The sequence below is a fragment of the Ventosimonas gracilis genome, from assembly GCF_001580025.1.
Classification (GTDB): domain Bacteria; phylum Pseudomonadota; class Gammaproteobacteria; order Pseudomonadales; family Pseudomonadaceae; genus Ventosimonas; species Ventosimonas gracilis.
In genome coordinates, this window is record NZ_LSZO01000157.1 from 53,141 (window position 1) to 76,360 (window position 23,220).

Below are 23,220 nucleotides of genomic sequence, written 5' to 3' on the forward strand. Positions count from 1 at the left end.
GGCGGCAGCTTTCATGGGTCAAGGCGGCTAAGCCCGGCAAGCTCTGGTAAACGCTCCGGGCTTTTAATGCGCACGCGCTTTTGCCGACTCTGCGAGCCGCTTTCCAATTCAATATCGACTTTGCTGACGGCGAAGGCTTCGCTAAGAAAATCAATCAAGGCGGCATTGGCGCGTCCTTCCAAGGCAGGCGCACGCAGGCGGATTTTTAAGCGATCGCCATGCAGTCCGGCAAAGCCATTGGTTTTGGCCGCCGGCTGCAAATGACAGAAAAGAATTAAATCCCCGCCGTCCCAGCGAAAAAAATCTGTCATAAAAAAGGCGAGACGATGGCTTTTAACGAGCCGACCAGGCCGCTTTCTTGCAGCAGTGCGCCCAAAATAAAGCGGTCTATCAGGTTAATCGCGATAAAGGCAAAAATCGGCGAAATATCCAGCCCACCCAAATTGGGCAACAGGCGGCGAAACGGTGCCAGTAATGGCCAGCAAATCTGCCCGACCAATTGCGCGGCAGGATTGCGGCTCGCGGGCGCGACCCAAGAAATAATCACGCTGATAATCAGCGCATAGAAAAACACTTTAAGAAATAACGAAACCACGGCGAGCAGCGACCAAATCAGCAAAAGTCCCACAAAGCCCAACGGATTAAACCCGGCCAGCCACAGGGAAACGCTCATCAGCAGCAGTTGCACCAGTACGGAAAGTAGCAAGGAAGCGCCGTCAAAGCGTCCAAGGCTTGGAATGATCCTGCGCAAGGGACCGGCCAAAGGCTGCGTCGCACTCAAGATAAACTGGCTCAGCGGGTTATAAAAATCCGCCTGCACCAGTTGCAGGATAAAGCGCAGCAGCACCACCAGCAGGTATAACCCGCCCAGCGTTTGGATAATGTAAATCAGCGCGGAGGTGAGGCCAGACATCGCGGAATTCCTTGGAAAAGTGGTCAGTTTTTTACGATTTACGTCACATCACTTAAATAACAAACGCTCGCCATTTGACGAGATAAGGCCGCTCTCTGCTATTGTGCGCCTTGGCGCAATCATTGCTTGCTTAAGTGGTTTTGATGCGCACCAATCGCCGTTAAAAGCGGCAGCATTTTACCTGTCTGCCAAACTTTGGGGAGTTTTATGGATATTACCGAGCTGCTGGCATTTAGCGCCAAACAGGGCGCATCGGATTTACACCTTTCAGCGGGGCTGCCGCCGATGATTCGCATTGACGGCGATATCAGGCGCATTAACTTGCCGGCACTTGACCACAAAACCATTCAGCCGCTTATCTACGACATCATGAACGATAAGCAGCGCAAGGACTTTGAAGAGTTTTTGGAGACCGATTTTTCCTTTGAAGTACCGGGTCTTGCGCGTTTTCGTGTCAACGCCTTTAACCAGGGCCGCGGGCTTGGCGCGGTATTTCGTACCATTCCGAGCAAAGTGCTGAGCATGGAAGCCTTGGGGCTAGGCGAGACTTTCCGCGAAATCTGCTCGGTGCACAATGGCTTGGTGCTGGTGACAGGCCCTACCGGTTCCGGCAAATCCACCACACTGGCGGCGATGGTTGATTACCTGAATGAAACCAAATACGGACATATTTTGACCATTGAAGACCCGGTGGAATTTGTTCACGAATCAAAAAAATGCCTGGTTAACCAGCGCGAAGTGCACCGCGATACGCACGGCTTTTCCGAAGCGCTGCGTTCGGCGCTGCGCGAAGATCCGGACATTATTCTGGTCGGCGAACTGCGTGATTTGGAAACCATCCGTCTGGCGCTGACCGCCGCTGAAACCGGCCACTTGGTATTTGCCACGCTGCACACCTCTTCGGCGCCTAAAACCATCGACCGTATCGTGGACGTATTCCCGGCGGCAGAAAAACCGATGGTGCGCTCAATGTTGTCCGAATCCCTTCGTTCCGTGATTTCACAGGCGCTTTTGAAAAAAATCGGCGGTGGTCGGGTAGCGGCGCACGAAATCATGATTGGCACGCCAGCCATCCGTAATTTAATTCGTGAAGACAAAGTGGCGCAGATGTATTCAGCCATCCAAACCGGCGGTTCACTGGGCATGCAGACGCTCGACGGCTGTTTAAAGCAACTGCTTCGGCAAAAGGTCATTAGCTTGGAAAGCGCCCGTGAAAAAGCCAAAAACCCGGAAACGCTAAGCTAAGAGGCCGTACTCTGTGTCACTTAATCTGTTAAAGCGACCGGCAAAACCCGCACCTACCAAGGAAACCTTAATAATGCAGTTTGAGCAATTCCTTGAACTATTGGTAAATCGCGGCGGATCTGACCTGTTTATCTCAGCAGGAGCGCCGCCTTCCATCAAAATCAATGGTGAACTTACACCGCTCACAGATCAGCCATTGTCCCCGGAACAAACCCGTGAAATGGTTCTTGGGGTTATGGATGAATCCTTGATTGAGCGCTTTACCCAAGAGCACGAATGCAACTTTGCCATCAGTGCCTCCGGCATTGGTCGTTTTCGCGTCAGTGCGTTTTATCAGCGCAATTTGGTTGGCATGGTGCTTAGGCGTATTGAAACGACCATCCCGACGCTGGAACAACTGAAACTGCCCGAAGTCCTCAAGCCACTGGTGATGGCCAAGCGTGGGCTGGTGTTGTTTGTCGGCGCAACCGGCACCGGCAAATCCACTTCACTGGCGGCGCTGATCAATCATCGAAACCACAACACTAGCGGACATATTCTGTGTGTTGAAGACCCGATCGAGTTTATGCACCGCCACCAAAAAAGCCTGATCACCCAGCGTGAAGTGGGTCTTGATACCGAGTCGTTTGAAGTCGCGCTGAAAAACGCACTGCGCCAAGCCCCTGATGTCATCATGATTGGCGAGGTACGTACCCGTGATGCCATGCGCTACGCGCTGACCTTTGCCGATACCGGCCATCTGTGTCTGGCAACGCTGCACGCCAGCAACGCCGACCAGGCATTGGAACGCATCATCAACTTCTTCCCGGCCGACGAACACCATCAGATCTGGCTGGACTTATCCTTGCACTTAAAAGGCATTGTCGCCCAGCAATTGGTGAAAAATGCCGATGGCAACGGGCGCAGTGCGGTGATTGAAGTGCTGCTCAATACTCCGCTGGTCTCCGACCAAATCCGCAAAGGCGAGGTTAAAGCGCTTAAAGAACTGATGAAGCGCTCCACCCAACACGGCATGCAGACCTTTGACCAGGCGCTGTTTCGCCTGTACCGCAGCGGCACCATCCGCTACGAAGACGCGCTGCACCACGCCGACTCGCCCAATGATTTGCGGCTGATGATCAAGCTCGATGCGGAAACCAACAACCAGCGGGTGATGGATAACATCGGCGAAAGGCTAAGTTTTACGCTGGATGGGGATGATGATTAGCTTTTGCCCCCGCCCACAAGTGGAGGGGCTCCCGCCCGCAGGCGGGAGAGGGCAAGTGGCCTTACAACCAATCAAACAACGACAAGCGATTGACCTTGGCAAAGCTCTGCTGGCTGGCTTCCAGCAGGGTGGCTTGCAGGGTTAGTCGTGATAACGCTTCAAAGTAGTCCAAATCCCCCAGCTTTGATTGCATGCCTTGGTTGTGCAGCATTTGGCTTTCATGCCCGCTTTGTGTGGCGCTAATCAGATTAAGCCGTGCGCCGATTTGCCCGCGCTGGCTGTCCAGTTGCGCGGCGTTGCTATCGATATTGCGCAGCCCCAGTGCGACCGCATCACGCACTTGCCGTGCGCCTTGCGGGCTGTCGGCGGCGCTTTGCAGGGTTTTGCGCAAATCGCGGATGCCATTGAGCAGGCTGATTTTTTCTGCGGCATCGTGGCTTGCCTCAATGGTGCAGGATAAGCCTGGCTCCACTTTGCCGTTGATATAAAACGCCGCGCCCTGGTAGTGCACCAAGCTGTCTTCTCTATCATCCAAACGCCCTTGAACCGGCTCACCTTGCGGTAGCGGAGTTAATCTGTAAGCGAGAGGGTCGTTCGGGTCGTTAAAATCGAGGCGCACTCCAGCGCTTGGGAACTGCGCAAAGGCGAGTTCATCTTCGACCAGTGCACCGCTAATCCATTCCGCCGCCGCGCCGGATGCTTGCAGACGCGCGGCATTTTTACCGCTGGCAAAGGCCGCTTCGCCGCTAATGCCGCTGGCTACGGTCAAGCCATCGGCAATTTGTATCTCCTCACAACCGCTGTCGCCCTGCCAGCGATAGCGCCCGTCAGCGGCCTGTACGACGGGAGCGGTACGGGCGTTAAAGCCGCCAAAGCGGTAGTGACCTTGTTCATCTTGACTGTTCATCAGTGCCATCAGTTCTTTCTCGCATTCAGCAAGCTCAGCGGCAATATCGCCTCTGGCGGCTTTACTCAATGCACCGTCAGCGGCGCGCAGCGTGAGGTCACGCACATGTTGCAGCCGTGTATTGACGGAATCCAAAATGGTTTCCTGCTGACTGAGGCGGGAACTGGCTTCACTCAGATTGCCCTGATATTGCTGCAAACGGCTTTGTTGTTGTTCCAGCGCGAGCAGATGAGTTGCCGCCAGCGGGTCATCGGCGGCGGTGAGTATTCGCTTGCCACTGTCAACCTGCGCCTGGGTATGGGCAAGAGCGGCATGATTGCGCTGCATGGCGGCAACGCCTTGGTTAAACGCTTGTACGGTAGAAATACGCAACATAAACAATCCTTAACAATCCTTTAGCGAAGGGAGGCGAGCAGGGAATCAAACAAATCACGCGCCACTTGAATCACTTGTGCGGCGGCGGCGTAGTGCTGCTGATAGCGCAGCAAGTTGGCACCCTCTTCATCAATATCGACCGCCGACACGCTGTTACGGTTATTGGTGGTCTGCTGCAAAATCAAGCCGCAAGCCTCATGGTCTTGTCGCGCCTGAGCGGTTTTGCTGCCCACTTGCATCAGCAACTCGCCATAGCTGCCCGCAAGGCTCGCGCCGCTATCAGGCCTTCGGCTGTCTACGCCGACGATGGATTTTTTTTGCAAGTCGGCCAGTTTCAGCGCGTTGCGGTTGTCCTTAATGCCGCCTTGATTGATGGCAATCTCGAACTTATCGCCGTTTTTGGGATGGCCGCTTAGCGAGAATTGCAACCTGCTGCCATCCGACAGTTGCAGCTCATAGCGGTTCTCCTGCCCGTCCTGAAAATCGCCTGGGTTGATACGGCTGAGCTTTGCGCCGGCTGGCAGGTCAAATCCCTTGGCTTGCTCATTCCAACGCAGCGTTAGCGGCAAGTGACTGCTTAATTCGGGTAAATCCAATCGACTGAGCAGTTCCGGCGCACTGATGCTCGCGCTGCCTTTATTGCCCTCATCCGCTTGGCTGCGCAGCGGTGCGGCAAGCGCAAGTTCTGCCGGATTTTTTAAGCAGGCATTGATATCCGCCGCGCCACGCGCGGTCGGTTGCAAGGTAAAACGGTCGCCTGCAGCGGGCGGAGGAAAGCCCGGCGCGACGGTAAAGCCCAAATCACGGCCTTCAGCATCGGTAAAAGTTAAATCTCCGGCCGCGTTGATCGTCACATTCAGCGGCGTGCCGTCCTCAAGACGGGCGCGGTAGCGGCTGCCGTCAAACTCCAACTGCACATCTTGCGTACCTAGCAGACGCGCATCTTGAATATGTAGCTGCGGCCTCGCCGCGCTGTTGCTCGCGTGCGCTTTTACCCGCAGTTCGGCAAGCTCCTGCGTATTGCAGTCTGCAAACAGCCCTTTGCCCGCCTCGCCATTTAAATTAAGCCCAGCGGCCAATTGACGATTAACCTCTTGCCCCAGCACCAGCGCCATTCGGCCTATCGCACGGCGGGCAGGCTCCAGCGCTTCAAGCGAATGGCGTATCAGGCCGCCCAACTCACCGCCGCTGATTTGCCCGCCGATATTGCGCCGCTCACCGCCCTCAAGCAGATGGACTTCAAACCGTTGCGGGTCGCCCTGCGCGGGTACGACCTCCAGTTGATTGGCTTGATGGCCCAACACCAAAGGCGCGCCGGAGGCGGTCAGCACATTGACGCTGCCGTTATCTTGCTTAACCGTGCTGATGCCGATAAAACCGGACAATTGGCGCAGCGCCTCATCACGCGCATCGAGCAAATCAGGGCTGGCCTCGCCGCTGCTGGCGATACTCTGATTTAGCGCTGCAATCTGAGTGCTTAAGCGGTTGATTTCACCCGCAACGTCGCGCATTTGCTGATGGCACTGCTTTGCTTGCTCGGCAAGCTGGCTATCGATCGCGTTAAAACGCCGTGCCAGCGCTTCGGCTTCACTCAATATTCCTTGGCGTTCAGGCAATCCGGCCGGATTTTTGCTGGCCGCCTGTAGGGCGCTAAAAAACTGCTGCAAACCGCCGCTGATGCTGCTCGGCGCATCGGCCAGCAGCCCGTCGATGGCGCTGATTTGCGCAAGATAAGTGCTCGCTTCCGTCGCAAGTGACGTACTGGAGCGCTGCGCGCAGGTTAGATATTCGTTGTAGTGGCGGCGAATATCGGTCAAGCGCGTGCCAGAACCCATCGAAGTGCCCATCTCGCCACGGCTCGCCTGCAGCGCCTGCTGGCGGGAAAAGCCCGGGGTATGCGCGTTGCTGATATTGTGTCCGGCTACATTCAAATGCCCGCGACTGGCGGCAAGGCCGGACTGGCCGATATGGATCAGGTTGCTCATAAACACTGCCGATTAAGGAGGGGATTGCTTTTCTTAATCGGCGGGTTGTACGGCTTCTTTAGGCTCTCTCTCCTGCAAGCAGGAGAGGGAGACAAGCGGCGCTTCGGGCAAGTTTGTTTCTGATACGACTTTCTTGCTTCCCTCGCCAAGCTTTCGGACAGCCACCTAAGCGGGAGAGCAGCTGTGTTCGCGGTCAAGTCATTTTCAGGATTTCTCCCTGTGGATAAGTGGCTGACCAAGTTGCAGGTGAAAGCGCTTTAAAAGATGATTGCATGGCTATTCTTCTTTTCGTCCGGCATAGACTGCGACAACGATTAGCACCATTCCTGCCAGCATGGTCACTGTCGGTATTTCTCCAAGCCAAACGAAAGCGCCGACAACGCCAAAAATGGGAATTAAAGTGAGCCACAATCCTGCGGCGCCTGGGCGAAGATGTTTTAAGCCAATAAGATATAGCCAAAATGCCAGCGCATATTGAACAATCCCGGACAATGACGCATAAATAATGGTTTCCAGCTTTACGTCAAAGATGGACTGGTTGATTATCCCTAATACCGTTCCCGCAATATAAATAGAGATGGCGCAGATTAATCCAATGAACTGTTGGCTGCTGGCAAGCACCGCGGCGGGAAAGCGATTGGCCCATTTTGCAGAGAATACGACATAGCTTGCCGCAAATAGTGTTGATAAGACGATCAATAGATCCCCTGCAAGGCTCTTGCCAGCGTTGCTGGTGGCAGAATCATAGGAAACCAGGAGCAATCCTGTTACAGCAAATAAAATGCAAGCAAAGAGCTTCGCAGAGGGTTTCTCTTTAAAAATTATCCATGCCAGCACCACGATAAAGATGGGTTCTGTTGAACCAATAATAGATGCACTACCAGCCGAGGTGAGACTTAGGCCCCACAAGCCTATGCTATAGGTAAGGCCGGGTTCCAAAATTCCGGTCAGTGACGCCCTGCCCAAAGAAGGCGAAATATACACCCAAGGTTTATGCGGCATCGACAGTAGCAATAGTATCAATACGCTTGCGATCAACTGGATCACCAAGAGCAGAGGTGCGGTAAAACTGCTCAGCAGATCTCGGCTCATAACGGTTGCAAATCCCCAGCAAGCAGCAGATCCAATCATCGCTAGTATTGCGATGACACTTAAACGTTTATTGGCATATTTTGTCGATGCACTCATTTTTATTTTACCGGGTCAGGAAATAAACAGACGGCTAGCGGCGCGATTAGATACCGCTTTATCGTCACTGTAGAAATTTCGTTAATTTATTGTCCGCTTTGCTTCAATAAGCAAGCGAATAGCTAGAATAGCCGAAAGAGCCGAAAGAGCCGAAAGAGCCAATATCAGCGTAGAGGCGTCCAATCATCGCTTGGAGTAAAAAAATCGCAGGCAAAAAGAAACCGAGCCTGCATGGGAAGAGGAGGAAGGCTCGGTTTGAAAACTGAGGCGCCGATCAAAGCGCTCAGTGGTCTGCCAACATGAAACAGGAGCAAATCGAAAAGTCTTACGACCGTTCTCAAGCTCTGACCAAGCGTTTTTAAAAAAGTTCGGGCTGTCTGCAATTTTTTTAATGCGCCTCATCCCAGTTAGCGCCGCTGCCGGTTTCTACCAACAGCGGCACGCTTAAGCTCGCGGCGTTTTCCATTAACCTGCGCAATTGTTCGCGCACGCTTTGCAGCAGGTCTTGGCGCACTTCCAGCACCAATTCGTCGTGAACTTGCAGGATAACGCGGGCATCAAGGCCGCTTTGCTCAAGCCAGTCATCGACGCTAATCATGGCGCGTTTGATAATGTCCGCGGCGCTGCCTTGCATTGGCGCGTTAATCGCGGTGCGTTCGGCGGCGCGGCGCAGTTGCGGGTTGCTGGCTTTAATTTGCGGCAGATATAAACGGCGGCCAAACAGGGTTTCGACAAACCCCAAACTCGCCGCCTGTTCGCGGGTGCGTTCCATATAGCCGAGTACAGCCGGGTAGCGGGCAAAGTAACGGTCGATATAGGCCTGCGCTTCGCTGCGCGTGGCATCAATTTGCTTGGCCAGACCAAAGGCGCTCATGCCGTAAATCAGGCCAAAATTAATGGCTTTGGCGCTGCGCCTTTGCGCGTCGCTGACTTGTTTAAGCGGCACACCAAATACTTCCGCTGCGGTTGCACGGTGAACGTCTTGCCCATTTTGGAACGCGGCCAGCAATCCCTCATCTTGTGAAAGATGCGCCATCAAACGCAGTTCAATTTGCGAATAGTCCGCCGCCAGCAGACAGTAGCCAGGCGGGGCGATAAAGGCTTTGCGGATGCGCCGGCCCTCCAGCGTGCGGATGGGGATGTTTTGCAAGTTGGGATCGGATGAGGAGAGCCTGCCGGTGATGGTGCCTGCCTGATGGTAAGAGGTATGAATGCGTCCCGTTTTGGGGTTGATTTGCTGCGGCAAGCGGTCGGTATAGGTGCTTTTGAGCTTGCTTAAGCTTCGGTATTCGAGCAGCACTTTGGGCAGTTCGTGGCCGCTTTGCGCGAGTTCTTCCAGTACGTTTTCTGCGGTAGAAGGCTGCCCGCCCGCGGTTTTGCTCAGTATCGGCAGCCCTAATTGGTCATACAAAATGCTGCCCAGTTGTTTGGGCGAGCCTAAGTTAAAGGTCTGTCCGGCGAGTTTATGGGCACTTTGTTCCAACTCGGTAAGCCTTGCGCCTAATTCGCCGCTTTGCTGCGCGAGCAAATTGGCATCGACCAGCGCACCGGTGCGTTCAATGCGCGCCAGTACCGGCACCAGCGGTATTTCAATTTCGCTCAATACGGCAGCAAGGCTGGGCGTCGCTTTAACTTTTGGCCATAGCTGCTGATGCAGGCGCAACGTAATGTCGGCATCTTCAGCGGCGTAGGGCGCGGCTTGTTCAAGGGCGATTTGGTCGAAGCAGAGCTGCTTGCTGCCCTTTCCGGCAATGTCGGCAAAGCGCGTGGTTTTGTGGGAAAGATACTGCCCTGCCAGGCTGTCCATATCGTGCCTGCCGCTGGCATCGAGCACATAGGCTTCGAGCATGCTGTCAAAGGCTACGCCCTGTACGCTGATCGGCAGCTCGGCATTGGCCAGCACATTGATATCGTATTTGGCGTTTTGCAGCACTTTGGGCTTGGCCGGGTCTTCCAGGATAGGTTTCAGCGCGGCCAGCACGGCTTTTGTATCCAGCTGCCGGGGCGCATCCAGATAACGATGTTTAAGCGGCAAATAAGCGGCCTCGCCTGCTTTTACCGCAAAGGACAGGCCGACCAGTTCGGCCTGCTGCGCATCCAGGCTGGTGGTTTCGCTATCCAGCGCGATCAATTCGGCGCTTTGCAGTTTTTTTAACCAGAGCGCCAAGTGCCCTTCATCCAAAATCGTTTCGTACTGAACCGGCAAGGCCGCGGGCGCTGCTTCGCCGCTCGCGGGAAGCTCGCGCTGCACTTCATCCAGCCACGAGCGAAATTCAAGCTCGCGGTACAGCTTGGCAAGCTGTATGAAATCGGGTGCAGTGGGTTGCAATTCGTCCAAAGTCAAGGACAGTTCAACATCGGTTTTAATGGTGGCGAGCTGTCTGGATAAATAAGCCAGCGCTTTATGTTCAACCAGCTTGGCGGGCAAGGTTTTCGCGCCGCGAATGGGCAGACTGGGGATTTGTTCAAGTTTGTCGTACAGCCCATCCAGCCCGCCGCCGATACCACTTAACAGTGCTCTGGCGGTTTTCTCGCCAATCCCCGGTACGCCCGGAATGTTGTCGCTGGAATCGCCCATCAGCGCCAGATAATCGATGATATGCTGCGGCGGCACGCCGAATTTTTCCTGCACGCCGGCCTCATCCAGCACTGTGCCGCTCATGGTATTGACCAGCGTGACCTGCTGATCGACCAACTGCGCCATATCTTTGTCGCCCGTGGAAATAACCACCGCGCGACCGGCGGCGGCGCTTTGTTTGGCCAGTGTGCCAATCACATCGTCGGCCTCTACGCCCTCCACACAAAGCAGCGATAGCCCCAGCGCCCGCACACAGGCGTGCAACGGCTCAATCTGCGAGCGTAAATCATCCGGCATCGATGGGCGGTGCGCTTTGTACTCGGCAAATAATGCATCACGAAAGGTCGGCCCCTTGGCATCAAAGACCACCGCAAACGGGCTGTTTGGATACTGCCCACGCAGACTTTTCAGCATATTGAGCACACCCTTGATAGCTCCGGTGGGCTGGCCGTTTTTTGTGGTTAACGGCGGCAGTGCATGGAAGGCGCGGTACAGGTAGGAAGAACCATCGACCAATATCAAGGGGGCAGCAGACATAGAGGCAAGACCTTTTTAACGTTACACTTGGCGTGTTTCAAATTAGGCAGTTGGATTTGAAAAACATTTAACAATCTTTGGGGAAGATTACCATGCCAACCTTCAAACACCTGCCGCTGGTTTTGCTCGTATCGCTTTGCACCTTTACCGCAGCAGCCTCCGCCGACGATGACGCCGTGACCATCCGGAAGGATGATGGTGATTTGATCGAAGAATTTCGCGACAACGGCTTTGTTTATGCCATTAAAGTCACACCCAAAAAGGGCCCGCCCTACTATTTGGTGCGCGCCGATGGCACACAAGGCGATTTTATCCGCACCGACCAGCCGAAAATGCTGGTTCCCTCCTGGCCCATTTTGAGTTGGTAATGTCGGTCTTTACTCCATTAACTAAAGCGCAGTTGGAAGACTTCCTCAGCCCCTACCGGCTGGGGGCGCTCCATGATTTTCAGGAAATCCAGGCAGGCACTGAAAACAGCAATTTTTTTATTCATCTGGGCAACGGCCAGTATGTGCTGACGCTGATTGAGCGCGGCCCGCTGCAGGATTTACCCTTTTTTATCGAACTATTGGAACGCCTGCACGCCGCAGGCTTTGCCGTTCCCTATGCGATCACCACGCCAAGCGGCGAAGCCTTGCGCACACTGAAAGGCAAACCGGCACTGCTGCAACCTTGCCTGCCCGGCAGGCATGTGGATAACCCATCCGCCGCCCACTGCGCCGAAGTCGGCCGCTGGTTGGCCGGACTGCATCTTTTAACCCGGCAAGCACCGCTTATCCGCAAAAGCGACCGCGGCCTTGACTGGATGCAGGCCCAAGGCAAAGCGCTTAGCCCCGATTTGTCTGCTGATGAAGCGGCGCTGCTGCACGCGGCGCTTGCAGAAATCCAAAGCAAACAAGAGCAGATCAGAGCGCTGCCAAGCGCCAATCTGCACGCCGATTTATTCCGCGACAACGTGATGTTTGAAGGCGAGCATCTTTCCGGCGTGATTGACTTTTATAACGCTTGCAGCGGGCCGATGCTCTACGACCTTGCCATTGCACTCAATGACTGGTGCAGCCAAGCAGGCGGTGCGCTCGACCTTGCCCGCGCGCGCGCGCTGCTCGATGCCTACGCCGCCAAACGCCCGTTTAGCCAAGCGGAAGCTACGCTACTGCCTTGCCTGCTGCGCATCGCGGCCGTGCGTTTTTGGCTGTCACGCCTGCTCGCCGCGCGTGCCTTTGCCGGGCAGGATGTGCTGATTAAAGACCCGCACGAATACGCGCGTCTGCTCAGCGCTCGCCAGCAGGTTTTGCTAACCTTGCCGCTTGCGCTGTAACGGCATGAGCGTTCAGCAATGCGACACGATTGATTTGCGCCGCTTTTTAAGCAAAATCACGGTGTTATAGTGCGCAAACCACAATGATAAACCGGACATAACAAGAGGTTTTTACATGGCAGCACCCGCTCCCACCTTGAATAAATCCGCCCCCGCGCTGGAAATTTTGGGGCTGCACAAACGCTACGGCGACCTGGAAGTAATTAAAGGCGTGTCATTGACCGCGCAAGATGGAGACGTGATTTCCATTTTGGGCTCGTCCGGTTCTGGCAAGTCCACTTTTTTACGCTGCATCAATCTGCTGGAAAGCCCCAATCAAGGGCAAATCCTCGTCTCTGGCGAAGAACTCAAACTCAAACCCAACAAAATCGGCGAGCTTGTCGCCGCCGACAACCGCCAAATCAACCGCCTGCGCAGCCAGATTGGTTTTGTCTTCCAGAACTTTAACCTCTGGCCGCATATGACCATTTTGGACAACATTATCGAAGCGCCGCGCCGCGTGCTGAAACAAAGCAAGGCCGAAGCGATAGAAGTGGCCGAAGCGCTGCTGGCTAAAGTCGGCATTGCCGACAAACGCGGCGCTTATCCAAACCAGCTTTCCGGCGGCCAGCAGCAGCGCGCGGCCATTGCCCGCACCCTTTCCATGCAGCCCAAAGTGATTTTGTTTGACGAACCCACCTCAGCGCTCGACCCGGAGATGGTGCAAGAAGTCCTTAACGTTATCCGTGCGCTCGCCGAAGAAGGCCGTACCATGCTGCTGGTCACGCATGAAATGAACTTCGCCCGCCAGGTCTCTTCGGAAGTGGTCTTCCTGCATCAGGGACTGGTGGAGGAGCAAGGGTCGCCCGAACAGGTGTTCGATAACCCGACCTCAGAACGCTGCAAACAATTTATGTCCAGCAACTACTAAAAACGGAGTAATTCAATGAGCATGCATAAAAAACTGATGCTAGCCGCCGCGGCACTGGTCTTTGCCACAGCCGCCAGCGCTGACAAACTGCGCATCGGCACCGAAGGCGCTTACCCGCCCTTTAACCAGATGGATACCAGCGGCAACGCCATCGGCTTTGACGTGGATATTGCCAATGCCCTGTGCGAGAAAATGCAGGCCGAGTGCAGCATCGTGACCTCGGATTGGGACGGCATTATTCCAGCGCTTAACTCGAAAAAGTTCGACTTTATCGTCGCCTCCATGTCGATTACCCCGGAACGTTCGCAGGCGGTGGATTTCACCGACCACTACTACACCAACAAGCTGCAATTTGTTGCGCCGAAAAACGTTAACTTCCCCATCGATAAAGCCGGTCTCAAGGGCAAGGTGATCGGCGCACAACGTGCGACCATTGCCGGCATGTGGCTGGAAGACAACATGGGCGACGTGGTGGACATCAAGCTCTACGATACCCAGGAAAACGCCTACCTTGACCTCACCTCCGGCCGTTTGGACGGCATGCTCGCCGATGCCTTTGTGCAATATGAGTGGCTCAACAGTGACGCCGGCAAAGACTTTGAATTTAAAGGCGATGCCGTGTTTGATGGCGATAAAATCGGCATTGCCGTACGCAAGGGCGACCCACTGCGCGAGCGTTTAAATAAAGCCTTGGCGGAAATCCTCAAAGACGGCACCTATCAGAAAATCAACGCCAAATACTTCCCCTTTAATATCTATTAATCCACCCGGCGGGCTGTCTTTTCCACTTAAAGACAGTCCGCCCCTGCCGCAGCTTTCTCGCCCATGACCAACCTTCACGGATTCGGCCCGCTGTTGATGGCGGGTGCCTGGATGACCATCCAGCTTGCGCTGTGCGCACTGCCTTTGGGATTACTGCTGGGTCTTGGCGGAGCGCTCGCCAAAACCTCGCCTTACAAGCCGCTGCAATGGCTGGGCGGCAGCTATTCGACCATCGTTCGCGGCATACCCGAACTGCTCTGGGTGCTGCTGATTTTCTACGGCACGGTGGGTGCCATGCGCGGCCTTGGCAGCAAATTCGGCAATCCCGACCTTGCATTAAATCCGTTTGCCGCCGGGGTTATTGCCTTGGGACTGTGCTTTGGCGCGTATTCAACCGAAGTGTTTCGCGGCGCAATACTCGCCGTGCCGCGTGGGCATCGTGAAGCCGGTTTGGCGCTGGGGCTTTCCAGGGGGCGCATTTTATGGCGGCTCATACTGCCGCAAATGTGGCGCGTCGCCCTGCCCGGCCTTGGCAACCTGTTTATGATTTTAATGAAAGACACGGCGTTAGTATCCGTAATAGGTCTGGCTGAAATCATGCGTACCGCCGGTATTGCCATCGCCGGAACCAAGCTGCCCTTTACCTTCTTATGGGTCGCCGCCCTGATGTATTTGGTACTGACCAGTCTTGCCATGACCGGCCAGCATTATCTGGAAAAATACAGCCGCCGCGGCTTTGTGAGGACAGCCTGATGGAATGGAACGTTATCTGGGCTGCCCTGCCACGCTTGGCACAAGGCGCGGTATTAACCTTGCAACTGGTCGGCCTTGCCGTACTGATTGGCTTGATACTCGCCGTACCGCTCGGCATTGCGCGTGCCTCCAAGCATTGGTATATCCGCGCCCTGCCCTACAGCTACATCTTCTTTTTTCGTGGCACGCCGCTGTTGTTGCAACTGTTTATGGTCTACTACGGCTTGGCGCAGTTTGATGTCGTCAAACAAAGCGTGCTCTGGCCTTATCTGCGCGACCCTTGGTGGTGCGCGCTGATCGCCATGTGCCTGCACACCGCAGGCTATATCGCCGAGATTATCCGCGGCGCGATTCAAGCCGTGCCGCACGGCGAGGTGGAAGCCGCCCGTTCGCTGGGCATGTCCAAAGCGCAAACGATGCTGCATATCGTGCTGCCGCGTGCCGCACGCATTGGCCTGCCCGCCTACAGCAACGAAGTGATTTTGATGCTAAAGGCAAGCTCGCTCGCCAGCACCATTACCCTGCTCGATTTAACCGGCATGGCACGCACCATTATTTCGCGCAACTATTTGCCGGTAGAAACCTTCTTCGCCGCCGGTTTGTTTTATCTTTTGATAACCTTTGTGCTGGTACAGGCGTTTAAGTTACTGGAGCGCGTGCTGCGCGTTGATGCAGTGCACCAAGGCCGCTAAAATCAGCGGCCTTTAAGCAACCCTTGAGTAAAAACATGGCGGACGTAAAAAAAGTGGTACTGGCCTACTCCGGCGGGCTGGATACCTCGGTAATCCTTAAGTGGTTGCAGGACGTTTATCAGGCCGAAGTCGTCACCTTTACCGCCGACATCGGCCAGGGCGAAGAGGTCGAACCCGCCCGCGCCAAAGCGAAGGCGCTAGGCGTCAAGCAGGTATATATCGACGATTTGCGTGAAGAATTTGTCCGCGATTTTGTCTTTCCCATGTTTCGCGCCAATACGATTTACGAAGGCGAATACCTGCTCGGCACTTCCATAGCCCGCCCACTCATTGCCAAACGCTTAATTGAAATCGCCGAAGAAACCGGCGCCGATGCCATCGCCCACGGCGCGACCGGCAAAGGCAACGACCAGGTTCGCTTTGAACTGGGCGCTTATGCACTTAAACCCGGCGTCAAAGTGATTGCCCCGTGGCGCGAGTGGGATTTGCTCTCGCGCGAAAAACTCATGGATTACGCCGAAAAACACGGCATTCCAATTGAACGCCACGGCAAAAAAAAATCCCCCTACTCGATGGACGCCAACCTGCTGCATATCTCCTACGAAGGCGGCGTATTGGAAGATACCTGGACGGAACCGGAAGACGACATGTGGCGCTGGAGCGTCTCGCCCGAAAACGCACCCAATCAACCGACTTATATCGAGCTTTCTTACCAACAAGGCGATATCGTTGCCATCAATAACAAACCGCTGTCACCCGCCGAAGTATTAAGCGAACTTAACCGCTTAGGTGGAGCCCACGGCATTGGCCGACTGGATATTGTGGAAAACCGCTACGTCGGCATGAAATCACGCGGCTGCTACGAAACCCCGGGCGGCAGCATTATGCTTAAAGCGCACCGCGCGATTGAATCCATCACCCTTGACCGCGAAGTAGCGCATTTAAAAGACGAACTCATGCCCAAGTACGCCAGCCTGATTTATAACGGCTACTGGTGGAGTCCCGAGCGTTTAATGCTGCAACAAATGATTGATGCATCACAAGCCAAAGTGAATGGTGAGGTACGACTCAAACTCTATAAAGGCAATGTACAAGTCGTTGGCCGCAAATCCGATGATTCGTTATTTGATGCCAATATTGCGACCTTTGAAGAAGACGGCGGTGCTTACAACCAAGCCGATGCCGCAGGATTTATTAAACTCAATGCGTTGCGTTTACGTATTGCTGCTGGCAAAGGACGTAACCTTAAATAAAAACCCGACAAAAATCGATAAAAGCAGATAAAAGCCTGAACTGGAGAAAACAACATGCGACTACTGCATACCATGCTGCGCGTTGGCAATCTGGATAGGTCTATTAACTTTTACACCCAAGTTTTAGGCATGCGTTTACTGCGAAGGGATGATTTTCCTTCCGGTAAATTCACCTTGGCTTTTGTCGGTTACGGGGATGAAGCCACGGCTAGCGTGATTGAACTGACGCATAACTGGGAAACAAAAGAATATGACCTAGGCAATGGCTTTGGTCATATCGCGCTGGAAGTGCCGGATGTTTATCAGGCGTGCGAGCAAATTAAGGTGCGCGGCGGCAAAATCACCCGCGAAGCAGGTCCGATGCAACATGGCAGCCGCATCTTGGCGTTTGCCGAAGACCCCGACGGCTACAAAATCGAACTGCTCTCGCCTACCTAGGGATAGATGCTGGTTTTGCAGGCGTTGGTGCTGCTGGAACTTTCGCTAAAAATGAGCAAAAGTCTCAAGCCTGTATCGCTCTATAGCATCCGATAGCGTCTAAACTGGGCATGCAGTCTATGCTAGGCTGCTGCTTTTAGACTCCACAGGTATCGCCATGAATAAAGCAACGGCGCGGCTTGACCCGTTGATATATGAGTTTGACACAGAAGAAGAAGCGACCAGTTATGACCGCTGGTTTAGGGCAAAAGTGCAAGAAGCACTGGATGACCCCAGCCCAAGTATTCCACACGATGAGGTTAGGGCGCGTATTGAAGCGGCTGTAGAACGCCAGAGAAAAGCACGTGCTGGCGCTTGAATGGTCAAAGCAGGCGGCTAATGACTTAGAGCCTGTTTATGATCTAAAGAATATCTGATATTTTGGCGAATGAGCAGAACAAGTTATCCCAGCGACACCAGTCGCGCCCAATTTGAGTTGATTTGTCCATTGTTGGAACAGGTGCGCAAGCGCACCAAGCCTCGCACGGTGGAGTTGTACGAGGTGTGATGCGCGGTACTATATGTGCTCTGCACGGGTTGCCAATGGCGGGCGTTGCCGCGCGATTTTCCCAAATGGAGCACGGTGTATTCCTATTTTGCCAAGTGGAATGCGCCGCGTGATGGGGTAGCCTGCTGGAGCAGGCATTAAAGAAATCAGGTTGGCGCGGCCCGAGAGAGACAGGGGCGCAACGCATGCAGCACGTTTTTGATTGTAGATGCGCAGAGCGTGAAGAACACTGATACACCGATGCACAAGGGCTATGACGCGGGCAAGAAAATCTAGGGTTCAAGCGCCACATTGCGGTCGATACGTTGGGCTTGCCTCATGCGTTGGCGGTCAGCACCGCCGATGTGACGGATCGAACCGGCGCATTGCAAACATTGGAACACGGCAAAGCGCATCTGGGTCAGGTGCACAGCATATTGTGTGATGGTGGCTATACGGGCGGCGCTCCCTTTGCGCAAGGGATGAAGGCCATTCTGGGTGAACAGGTCACTGTGCAGATTGCCAAGCGCAATGAATTGCATACCTTCAAGGTGATGCCCAAGCGTTGGATTGTCGAACGCAGCTTTGCCTGGTTGGACAAGAACAGGCGATTGTGGAAAACTGCGAACGCAAACTTAAGCACCAGTTTGCAATTCATCCATCTAACATTTCTGGCGCTGATCCTCAAAAAATCGCAGACAGGCTCTTGGGAAACAATCATGTCATACAAACATGATGGTGGTGCAGATGATCTGGACGCAAGGCGGGGGTTCTTCACGTCGCTTTCGTCTTTGCTGCTTCTGGTTTGTTCTCAAGCCCCCGCCTTGGCTGCCTGTGTTTCCGGTGCGCAGTGCGAAGCCAGTGATGGCTTGCTAACCGTCGCTCCCTCCGGCGGTAGTTTTATTCCAGCCGGTACGGGCAGACCCAATGCAGCCTTGGCAGCAACGGCCGGCAGTACCATTCAGGGCACAAACCTAAGCATTTCCGCCTCGGCAAACAATACGTATGCGGGCTATGCCATCTCTGGCAGCACACTGGATTTAACCCATTCAACCGTCAACGGTTGGGGCGGGATGCATGCGAGCGGACCCGGTAGCAACATACTCATGGATGGCGGGTCGGTAAACGTCGTTGACAGCGCCATCCATCTCGAAACAGGTGGGTCTGCTGATTTAAGCCAAGTCAATCTATCGAGTACTGGCAATGCGGTCGCTGTGTGGCTGAGAGGAAATAACAATCATTTCAGCATGTCAGGCGGCAGCCTAACCGGCACAACGCTTGGGGGAATTGACTTTTCCGGCTCAAATAACGTCGTGGATTTAAGCAACGTCACGATCACCTCGGGCGGCGTTTACGGTGTCGCCAATCATAATTTGGGCTCGAACAACAACGTACTGAACCTGTACGGCGGCTCCATTACCCATGCAAGCACGAACGGCAATGCGGCCGTGCATTTCGGGGGGAGCGGCAACCTGCTCATAGACGGCACCATCGTCAAAGCGACGGGGCTCGGCCACGCTGTGCTGGTCGGCAGTACGAACGGCACCAGCAGCCTGACGGCGCGTAACAACTTTGATTTTGAAACAAACGCCAACAGTGCCGTCGGCGTCAACATCAACAACAACGGCATTGCCGACCTCAAGGACGGCAAGATCACCACGAAGGGTAACGGTGCCATAGGCATCAGGATATTTTCCACCGCCAACGCTACGACGCCACTGACTGCCGAGCGTGTCACGGTCGAAACAAGCGGGGCGAATGCCCATGGCATTTATAGCGACGTCGGCCAGTCAACCTTGCGGGACGTGGACATCAAGGTCAATGGTCAGGCTATTGGACTGGCCAGTCTCAACCCGAACACAGATATTCAAATGACGGGCGGCAGCATTCATGCGGCTGGCGCAGGCGCGATCGCCGCTTTCGCGCATGGGGGCGGACGCATTGGCATAACAGGCGGCGACATCCATGCAACAGGCGTCAACGCCGTGGCGGCGTGGGCACAAAATGGCGGACATATCGAACTGGATGGCGTCACGGCGAATTCCCTGAACAACACCACCGGCGGCTCGGGCGTAAGAATTCAATCCGGCACCAGCGCGCTCCTCAAGAACAAAACGACGGTAACGACCGACGGCGCGCTTGCCCCTGGCTTGGTTTTTTTGGGTGCCACGGCAGCCAACGTCATAACGGTTGATGATTCCACGGTCACGGCGCAAGACTCTTTTGCCGTGCTGGCCAATGGCGGCACGGATACCTTGAATGTTGCCAATCAATCCCTCATCCGCGGCGACCGCCTCGCATACGCCGGCAACTGCGCGCCGCCGACGTGCGCCAGCACATTTGGTTCTCGTCTGACGATTCACGCCAACGACAGCCAGCTTGTTGGCCACACCGATGTCAGCGCGCAGTCCAGGCTGCACATGAACCTGGACAACCACAGCGTCTGGACATTACGTCCGTCAGCAGGCGGTTTGGCTCAATCACACACGTCGTTTCTTGACATCAAAAACAGCCATATCGTCTTTGATCAGAACAGCAGCGGCTTGTATCAAACGCTGCGGGTCGGGGCGGGTGATACGGGCGGCAACATGGCGGTGTACCACGCAGGACCTGGCGCGGCCATTACCCTGAACACCTTGCTCAATACCGGCGGTGCATTAAGCAATCAGCAAACCGACCGGGTATTGATTGAGGGCGATGTCAGTGGCACAACCCTGCTTCACATCCGGGAAGTCGCCGGCAGCCCTGGCGGTTTGACCTCGCCCAGTGGCGCGTATCTGGCCAGCGAGGGCATTTCGGTCGTGCAAGCATCCGGCGCGGCCACAGAAAATTCCTTTGCACTGGCTGGTGGCTACGTCACCATGAATAGCCTGCCTTATCAGTACACGTTGTACGCCTACGGACCAGGATCCCACAACGGCCCGGCCGATGCCAGCCAGAAACAGGTCGGCGGCGCGGGGCATTGGGATTGGCGGTTGCAATCCGGCTCGGGCTCGGGTTCAGGCTCAGCTCCGGCGCTTGTGCCACAAGCGTCTAATTATCTGCTTGCGCCTGGCGCCTTATTTCAAGCAGGTTTAACAGACATCGGTACGCTACACCGCAGGCTAGGAGACATCCGTCGTCGCGCCGCAGAGCCTGACAAAGCCAGTCAAGGCGAATTTTTCCTGCGCAGCTACGGCGGGGTGCAGGATTACCGCGCCAACCTGCATGTCAGCCCTTACACGCCGAATGCCGACATGCGCTACGCCGCACTACAAATCGGTGCCAATCTGTGGGGCATGGATACTTCACAGCATCGCCTGCGCGTAGGACTAGCAGGCAATCGCGGCGCGCTATCGTTTACGCCACGGGATGTGGCAGATAGCCGCAGAACCCACATGACCACCTGGGCTGTCTCGCCCACACTGACCTATCAGCACGAGTCGGGCGGCTACGTCGATGGTTTGACTTCACATGGCGCTTTTCAAGGCAAGGTGGCTACCCGTTTACGCGGCAAAACCGCCACGCTTAAAGGCCGTAGCACATCGGCTTCGGTAGAGACCGGCCTGCCGTTTGGCGTTGGCATGTTCACCGTCACACCGCAGGTGCAACTGACCTATCAGCGTCTAAGGTTTGACAACACGCGAGATGTCGACAATTTTCCCGTCGAAGCCGGCACGCTTCGCCAATGGACGCTACGCACTGGCACCGACATACAAACCCAACTCAGCCGCATCGCAGGCGGCGCGATCACACTACGCGGCAGTCTGCATCTGACGCAGCCCTTGGCGTCACGCCAGACCATCAATCTGGGCGAAGATTTTTATCTCAGCAAACCTGGCGCAACGCTGGACGCCGGGTTAGGCGTGGACGCAGTCTTTGCAAAAGGCCACGCCATGCTGTACGGAGAATTCGCTCGCCAGCAACGTATCAGCAGCGCGGGACACCAAGGCTGGATGGCAAACTTCGGACTGAAAGTCGCTTTTTAAACAAGGAGTTTAGAATCTGTTTATGATTTTTTGAGGATCAGCGCCAGAAATGCTAGATGGACGAATTGCAAACTGGTGCTTAAGTTTGTGTTCGCAGTTTTTCCATAGTCGCCCGTTCTTGTCCAACCAAGCAAAGCTGCGCTCGACAATCCAACGCTTTGGCCTTTGGCATCACCTTGAAGGTATGCAATTCATTGCGCTTGGCAATCTGCACAGTGACCTGTTCACCCAAAATGGCCTTCACCCCTTGCGCAAAGGGATGCCCGTATAGCCACCATCACACAATACGCTGTGCACCTGCCCCAGATGCGCTTTGTCGTGTTCCAATGTTTGCAATGCGCCGGTTCGATCCGTCACATCGGCGGTGCTGTCCGCCAACGCATGAGGCAAACCCATCGTATCGACTGCAATGTGGCGCTTGAACCCCTAGATTTTCTTGCCCGTGTCATAGCCCTTGTGCATCGCTGTGTCGGTGTTCTTCACGCTCTGCGCGTGCACAATCAAGAATGTGCTGCATGCGCCCCGCCCCTGTTTCTCTCGAGCCGCGCCAAGTAAGATTTTTTAATGCCTGCCCCCATCACGCGGCGCATTCCACTTGGCAAAATAGGAATACACCGTGCTCCATTTGGGAAAATCGCGCGGCAACGCCCGCCACCTGCAACCCGTGCAGAGCACATACAGCACCGCGCACCACTGCTCGTACAAGTCCACCGTGCGAGGCTTGGTGCGTTTGCGTGCCTGTTCCAACAATGGACAAATCAACTCAAATTGGGCGCAACGGGTGTCGCTGGGATAACCTATTCTGCTCATTCGCCAAAAATATCGGATATTCTTCAGATCATAAACAGGCTCTAAGCCAGAGAGCAGCCAGCCAAGCGGCAAGACCAATGCACGCCATGCCTCGCCTGCCTAAATCCCTCTTCCATTGATGGGAGAGGGGTTGGGGAGAGGGTGCTTTTAAGCCGCTTGCGACTGCAAATAATTTTGTAAACCGATGCGCTTGATCAAGCCAAGCTGCTGCTCCAACCAATAAGCATGGTCTTCTTCAGTATCAACAAGCTGCACTTTAAGCAAATCGCGGCTGACATAATCCTCATGCGCTTCGCAAAGCGCGATAGCAGCGGCCAGTGCACCGCGCACTTTGTATTCCAAACGTAAATCGCTTTCCAGCATGGCCGGTACATCAGCGCCAATATCGAGTTCTTCCGCGCGCATGCGCGGCGTACCTTGCAGAAACAAAATGCGCTTGATCAGTGCATCGGCGTGGCCGGTTTCTTCTTCCATCTCATGATTAAGGCGCTCATGGAGTTTGCTAAAACCCCAATCGTCATACATCCGCGAATGAATAAAGTACTGGTCACGCGCCGCCAACTCGCCCGCCAGCAGCTCGTTGAGACAGTTAATGACTTCTATTTTCCCTTGCATTTCAATAAAACCTTTAAGGCAACTAACAAGGCAACTATGGTGAACTTTAAAATTTATCGGGTCAAGTTAAATATTGGCCATTGATTAAATACAAAACCATTATCAATTAAATTATCAGTTTTGCTGAATGGTTTAAATCTTCATTATTTATTGGGTCTTAGGAAGCAAACATGTTTTTATGGCATGATAACTTCCTGATATGACTGGTAAAAATAGGTACTTCAAACGTTCGAAAATCAG

At 54.6% G+C, this 23,220-nt stretch carries 19 protein-coding genes and 2 pseudogenes; 13 read left to right on the forward strand and 8 right to left on the reverse strand.

Annotation, left to right across the window (positions count from 1 at the left end; genetic code table 11):
* Nucleotides 1-11 precede the first annotated feature (11 nt).
* Both AXE65_RS07585 and AXE65_RS07590 read right to left on the reverse strand, forming a co-directional pair.
* Entirely contained in the window at nt 12-311 is a 300-nt protein-coding gene (locus AXE65_RS07585; RefSeq protein ID WP_068390336.1) for a DUF167 family protein, read from the reverse strand.
* Nucleotides 308-913 (reverse strand): YggT family protein, encoded by a 606-nt coding sequence (locus AXE65_RS07590; protein ID WP_068390339.1) that lies wholly within the window; start codon nt 911-913, stop codon nt 308-310. Before AXE65_RS07590 ends, AXE65_RS07585 begins: the two co-directional genes overlap by 4 nt.
* A 207-nt stretch (nt 914-1,120) precedes the next feature.
* On the opposite strand from AXE65_RS07590, the gene AXE65_RS07595 reads away from it, so the two are divergent.
* Together AXE65_RS07595 and AXE65_RS07600 are read left to right on the forward strand one after the other, a co-directional pair.
* Nucleotides 1,121-2,158: a type IV pilus twitching motility protein PilT gene (locus AXE65_RS07595; RefSeq protein ID WP_068390342.1), complete on the forward strand. Its 1,038-nt coding sequence runs from the start codon at nt 1,121-1,123 to the stop codon at nt 2,156-2,158.
* Between the two features lie 73 nt (nt 2,159-2,231).
* Nucleotides 2,232-3,365 carry a PilT/PilU family type 4a pilus ATPase gene (locus AXE65_RS07600; protein WP_068390345.1) on the forward strand — a complete coding sequence of 378 codons (1,134 nt, stop codon included), beginning with the start codon at nt 2,232-2,234 and terminating at the stop codon, nt 3,363-3,365.
* Nucleotides 3,366-3,426: 61 nt separating this feature from the next.
* On the opposite strand, the gene flgL is transcribed toward AXE65_RS07600, so the two are convergent.
* From flgL to polA, 4 genes are all read right to left on the reverse strand, one after another.
* A complete protein-coding gene (flgL, locus tag AXE65_RS07605) occupies nt 3,427-4,647 on the reverse strand; it encodes a flagellar hook-associated protein FlgL (protein WP_068390348.1) in 1,221 nt (406 codons plus the stop codon).
* Nucleotides 4,648-4,667: 20 nt separating this feature from the next.
* Complete coding sequence (flgK, locus tag AXE65_RS07610; RefSeq protein ID WP_068390351.1) at nt 4,668-6,632, reverse strand: flagellar hook-associated protein FlgK; 1,965 nt, start codon at nt 6,630-6,632, stop codon at nt 4,668-4,670.
* Between the two features lie 276 nt (nt 6,633-6,908).
* Nucleotides 6,909-7,820 (reverse strand): DMT family transporter, encoded by a 912-nt coding sequence (locus tag AXE65_RS07615; protein ID WP_068390353.1) that lies wholly within the window; start codon nt 7,818-7,820, stop codon nt 6,909-6,911.
* A gap of 388 nt (nt 7,821-8,208) precedes the next feature.
* Nucleotides 8,209-10,935: a DNA polymerase I gene (gene polA, locus AXE65_RS07620; protein WP_068390356.1), complete on the reverse strand. Its 2,727-nt coding sequence runs from the start codon at nt 10,933-10,935 to the stop codon at nt 8,209-8,211.
* A 92-nt stretch (nt 10,936-11,027) separates the two neighbouring features.
* Between polA and AXE65_RS07625 the strand changes: the two genes are divergently transcribed.
* The 11 genes and pseudogenes from AXE65_RS07625 to AXE65_RS14345 all read left to right on the forward strand — a co-directional run bounded on the left by AXE65_RS07625 (nt 11,028) and on the right by AXE65_RS14345 (nt 21,555).
* Complete coding sequence (locus tag AXE65_RS07625) at nt 11,028-11,303, forward strand: DUF2782 domain-containing protein (protein ID WP_068390359.1); 276 nt, start codon at nt 11,028-11,030, stop codon at nt 11,301-11,303.
* Nucleotides 11,303-12,253 carry a homoserine kinase gene (locus AXE65_RS07630; protein ID WP_068390361.1) on the forward strand — a complete coding sequence of 317 codons (951 nt, stop codon included), beginning with the start codon at nt 11,303-11,305 and terminating at the stop codon, nt 12,251-12,253. The genes AXE65_RS07625 and AXE65_RS07630 overlap by 1 nt, the downstream gene beginning before the upstream one ends.
* Nucleotides 12,254-12,368: 115 nt before the next feature.
* Entirely contained in the window at nt 12,369-13,163 is a 795-nt protein-coding gene (locus tag AXE65_RS07635) for an ABC transporter ATP-binding protein (protein ID WP_068390364.1), read from the forward strand.
* 15 nt (nt 13,164-13,178) lie between these two features.
* Nucleotides 13,179-13,925 carry an ABC transporter substrate-binding protein gene (locus tag AXE65_RS07640; RefSeq protein ID WP_068390367.1) on the forward strand — a complete coding sequence of 249 codons (747 nt, stop codon included), beginning with the start codon at nt 13,179-13,181 and terminating at the stop codon, nt 13,923-13,925.
* 63 nt (nt 13,926-13,988) lie between these two features.
* Nucleotides 13,989-14,678, forward strand: a complete 690-nt coding sequence (locus AXE65_RS07645) for an ABC transporter permease (RefSeq protein ID WP_068390370.1) — start codon at nt 13,989-13,991, stop codon at nt 14,676-14,678.
* The gene (locus AXE65_RS07650; protein ID WP_068390372.1) at nt 14,678-15,370 is read left to right on the forward strand and encodes an ABC transporter permease; all 693 of its coding nucleotides are present in this window, start codon (nt 14,678-14,680) and stop codon (nt 15,368-15,370) included. Before AXE65_RS07645 ends, AXE65_RS07650 begins: the two co-directional genes overlap by 1 nt.
* 35 nt (nt 15,371-15,405) lie before the next feature.
* A complete protein-coding gene (locus tag AXE65_RS07655; RefSeq protein WP_068390375.1) occupies nt 15,406-16,623 on the forward strand; it encodes an argininosuccinate synthase in 1,218 nt (405 codons plus the stop codon).
* A gap of 54 nt (nt 16,624-16,677) precedes the next feature.
* The gene (gene gloA / locus AXE65_RS07660; protein WP_068390378.1) at nt 16,678-17,061 is read left to right on the forward strand and encodes a lactoylglutathione lyase; all 384 of its coding nucleotides are present in this window, start codon (nt 16,678-16,680) and stop codon (nt 17,059-17,061) included.
* 157 nt (nt 17,062-17,218) lie between these two features.
* Nucleotides 17,219-17,419 carry a type II toxin-antitoxin system RelB family antitoxin gene (relB, locus tag AXE65_RS07665; RefSeq protein WP_068390380.1) on the forward strand — a complete coding sequence of 67 codons (201 nt, stop codon included), beginning with the start codon at nt 17,219-17,221 and terminating at the stop codon, nt 17,417-17,419.
* Nucleotides 17,420-17,488: 69 nt separating this feature from the next.
* Nucleotides 17,489-18,279 (forward strand): annotated as a pseudogene (locus AXE65_RS13335) (IS5 family transposase); the annotation flags it as partial.
* Between the two features lie 555 nt (nt 18,280-18,834).
* Entirely contained in the window at nt 18,835-21,555 is a 2,721-nt protein-coding gene (locus AXE65_RS14345) for an autotransporter outer membrane beta-barrel domain-containing protein (RefSeq protein WP_338061937.1), read from the forward strand.
* Nucleotides 21,556-21,575: 20 nt separating this feature from the next.
* Here the strand turns inward: AXE65_RS14345 and AXE65_RS13340 are convergent.
* Together AXE65_RS13340 and bfr are read right to left on the reverse strand one after the other, a co-directional pair.
* Nucleotides 21,576-22,365 (reverse strand): annotated as a pseudogene (locus AXE65_RS13340) (IS5 family transposase).
* 147 nt (nt 22,366-22,512) lie between these two features.
* Complete coding sequence (bfr, locus tag AXE65_RS07680; protein WP_068390386.1) at nt 22,513-22,980, reverse strand: bacterioferritin; 468 nt, start codon at nt 22,978-22,980, stop codon at nt 22,513-22,515.
* Between the last annotated feature and the right edge of the window lie 240 nt (nt 22,981-23,220).